The following is a 2,762-nucleotide window of genomic DNA, read 5'->3' as shown; positions in this document are numbered from 1 at the left end:
CTGACCTCATCCGGCGAGGTCGCCTCGATCCAAGCCCCATGCAGATGCCCATTATTGTAGGCGGCAAGACAGGCGACATAGATGCGTTGTGTCTCCCGCAAATCCGGTCCGGTATCTGTTCCAAGGGGGGCAGGTGTCTCAGGTGAAAGGGTCATGTCAGCCTCGCAAGAATGAATCCTCGCCCGCGCACCTTTCCCGGCAGGCGGGAGGGGGCGGACGAAAGGTGCGGGCGCCCGGGCGTATGAGGGCCGGGGGCAAGGCGGGAAGGTAGGAGGCACGAATAGACGCGGGCGGCTCCAGGTCACCGGCGCCTTGCGCACGGGCCGCGCCCGGGCAGACGCGCCGTCCGCCCCCTCACGGCTGCAGGGAAAGCTTGTCCACACTTGCAAATGCCAAACAGGCAGGCTGGCGCCGTGGACACGAATCCCTCCAGACATCTTGCTGATGGCCATGCATATACGAGAGTTCCTGGAAGCTGACCGCGTCGCCTTGATCACGCTCTGGGAGGCGTGCGCCCTGACCCGGCCGTGGAATGCCCCGAATGCCGACGTGGACAGAGCGGTTACGTCACGCGATGCCACGATACTCGTCGGCACGGTGGATGACGTGGTCGTCGCCAGTGTCATGGCCGGTCATGACGGCCATCGCGGCTGGATCTATTACCTGGCTGTCAGTCCGGAGCGGCAGGGACGCGGTCATGGACGCGAGATGATGGCCGAGGCGGAGCTCTGGCTGACGGCCCGCGGCGCGCCAAAGGTGCAGCTCATGGTACGTGAAGGCAATGAGACCGCAGCCGCCTTTTACACTGCGCTTGGGTACGAACGCCAGGATGTCACCGTCCTCGGCAAATGGCTTACGCCATCGCCTGAGGCCGAATGAGGCTTCGACAGGCCACGCGCGCCTGACCCCTCTGGCCGCAAGGCCAGTGGGAAGCAAAGCGCGGCCCCCGCCGGCGAGCCCCCGCAGCGCGCGGCCTCCCGAACGGGAGGACGCGTGACCGGAGACGAGCCGGGCCGGTCAGGCGACATGGAAATGGTTAAGGGCCCTCGCCGCCCGGACAGCCCCGCGTCAGCGGGCGGGGGAGGGGCGATGCCTTCAGATCCTCCCCCAACGCCTCGAACAGACGCTCGGCAACTCCTGCATCAGGCTCATGAACTCAGGTGTTCATTCGGGTCGGCTTTTTGCTGGCTGATAGGGGTTAGAGGTTTTCCTCAAGCAATTCGCGATATCCCCCGTCACGCAAGCGCTGGCCTTTTGCGAGCAAACGGGCCATCTCCGACTTCATGGCGCTGGACGGTCCGGACCAGTCCTGTGTGACGCGGGCCTCGCCATAGAAGATCATCGCCGTTTCGCGATAGGTCATACCAGCCTCAAAGGCATCAAGCGCGATCAAGGCGTTGCGGTAGCCAAGTCCCTTGCGTGACCATGTCGGCGACGTCGCTTCGGCATCATAGACGCGGTGGGCCCGTTTGAGCGTCTCGATATATTCGTCAGGGCAATCGAAGCCGGAAACGGAAAACTCCATTTTCACGGGCTCGCCGCACAGGAGCGACTTGCCGCTGCAGCGGATCTGGACGGAGCAGTTTGCCCCTTTGACGAGGAAGTGCTCGCGGCCGGCAGAATCGGTCAGGTGCACAATTCTGCAAAGGCGTGTGCCCTTCTCGAAGATTTCGTCAACTTCGTCAGGATCACGCTCACGGACATGGACCGCGATCTTGCGAGGGAATGTCTGATCGGACCAGAAGACATCTGTTGATAGCGCAGTCTGGTCGGGATCGGGAAAGTATAGGAGCCCCCAGGCTTCGGCGGCGAGGTCCTGCTCAACCAGCTTCAACAGCTTGATGCCATGACATGCGGTCCCCGTTTCCAGCTGAGGTAGTACGGCGTATGCATCGTCCCTCAGGGCAGGATTGCGCCTCGCGAACTCCCAAGCCCAGTTCCCGCGAGAGAGATTGGCGGTGTAGTTATACCTAACGAGCATATCGCTCAGGTCTTCTATCGTGCGAATAAGCATGTATCAGCCTCCCGCGTCAGGGGAATGCAGGACATGTGCCAATTTCAATCTATCATGGAGATTGCAAGGTTGCTTGCCTAAGGCAAAAGGGCACGCAAATGTGTGCTTACCGGACTAAAAGCACTGAACACACAAAAGCTGATTGAGCGTGTTCTGACTGCGTCGTTCGTCCAGACAAATTGGAGCTCGCAACAGTCAATAAGGATTGGTCTCTCACGTCGCAACTATTCAGCGGATTTTCGTTCTTTCAATATGTCCAGGGCTACGTCGACGATCATATCCTCCTGGCCACCAACCATACGCCTACGTCCTAGTTCAACCAGGATTTCACGCGTATCGATCCCATAATCTTTCGCTGCCTTCTCTGAATGCCGGAGGAAGGATGAGTACACGCCGGCATAGCCAAGTGAAAGCGTTTCGCGATCAACGCGAACGGGGCGGTCCTGGAGTGGGCGGACAAGTTCCTCGGCAGCATTCATGAGCGCAAAAAGATCGCATCCATGCTTCCATCCCTTTCGCTCGGCGGCTGCGATGAACACTTCAAGCGGCGCGTTTCCGGCCCCGGCACCCATGCCGGCCAGCGAAGCGTCCACGCGTCTTGCGCCATATTGAACGCCGACAATGGAATTGGCTACGCCTAGGGACAGATTGTGGTGGGCGTGGATACCCCGTTCAGTTTCAGGCTTCAGGACCTTGTCATAGGCTTGAAGCCGGGCGATGTATCCATCCATGTCGAGCGCGCCGCCAC

Annotated in this window: 3 protein-coding genes and 1 pseudogene; 1 reads left to right on the top strand and 3 read right to left on the bottom strand. The window is 60.4% G+C overall.

The annotated features are described in order from the left end of the window. The coding region (locus V7651_RS18615) for an antirestriction protein ArdA (RefSeq protein ID WP_335614019.1) at positions 1-155 on the bottom strand (155 nt) is incomplete at its 3' end. Between the two features lie 289 nt (positions 156-444). Between V7651_RS18615 and V7651_RS18610 the strand changes: the two genes are divergently transcribed. Further along, entirely contained in the window at positions 445-879 is a 435-nt protein-coding gene (locus V7651_RS18610) for a GNAT family acetyltransferase (protein WP_335614018.1), read from the top strand. Between the two features lie 319 nt (positions 880-1,198). Here the strand turns inward: V7651_RS18610 and V7651_RS18605 are convergent, their stop codons facing one another. Beyond that, entirely contained in the window at positions 1,199-2,014 is an 816-nt protein-coding gene (locus tag V7651_RS18605; protein ID WP_335614017.1) for a DNA -binding domain-containing protein, read from the bottom strand. Between the two features lie 224 nt (positions 2,015-2,238). Continuing rightward, positions 2,239-2,762, bottom strand: a pseudogene (locus V7651_RS18600) (4-hydroxy-2-oxovalerate aldolase); the annotation flags it as partial.

The sequence above is a fragment of the Hyphomonas oceanitis genome (assembly GCF_036964545.1).
GTDB lineage: Bacteria > Pseudomonadota > Alphaproteobacteria > Caulobacterales > Hyphomonadaceae > Hyphomonas > Hyphomonas oceanitis.
This window is presented reverse-complemented; position numbering and strand designations above follow the sequence as displayed.

What these genes read in the sequence shown, in the direction of transcription:
- V7651_RS18610 (WP_335614018.1), top strand. Translation starts at nt 445, where the DNA reads ATGGCCATGCATATACGAGAGTTCCTGGAAGCTGACCGCGTCGCCTTG.
- V7651_RS18605 (WP_335614017.1), bottom strand. Translation starts at nt 2,014, where the DNA reads ATGCTTATTCGCACGATAGAAGACCTGAGCGATATGCTCGTTAGGTAT.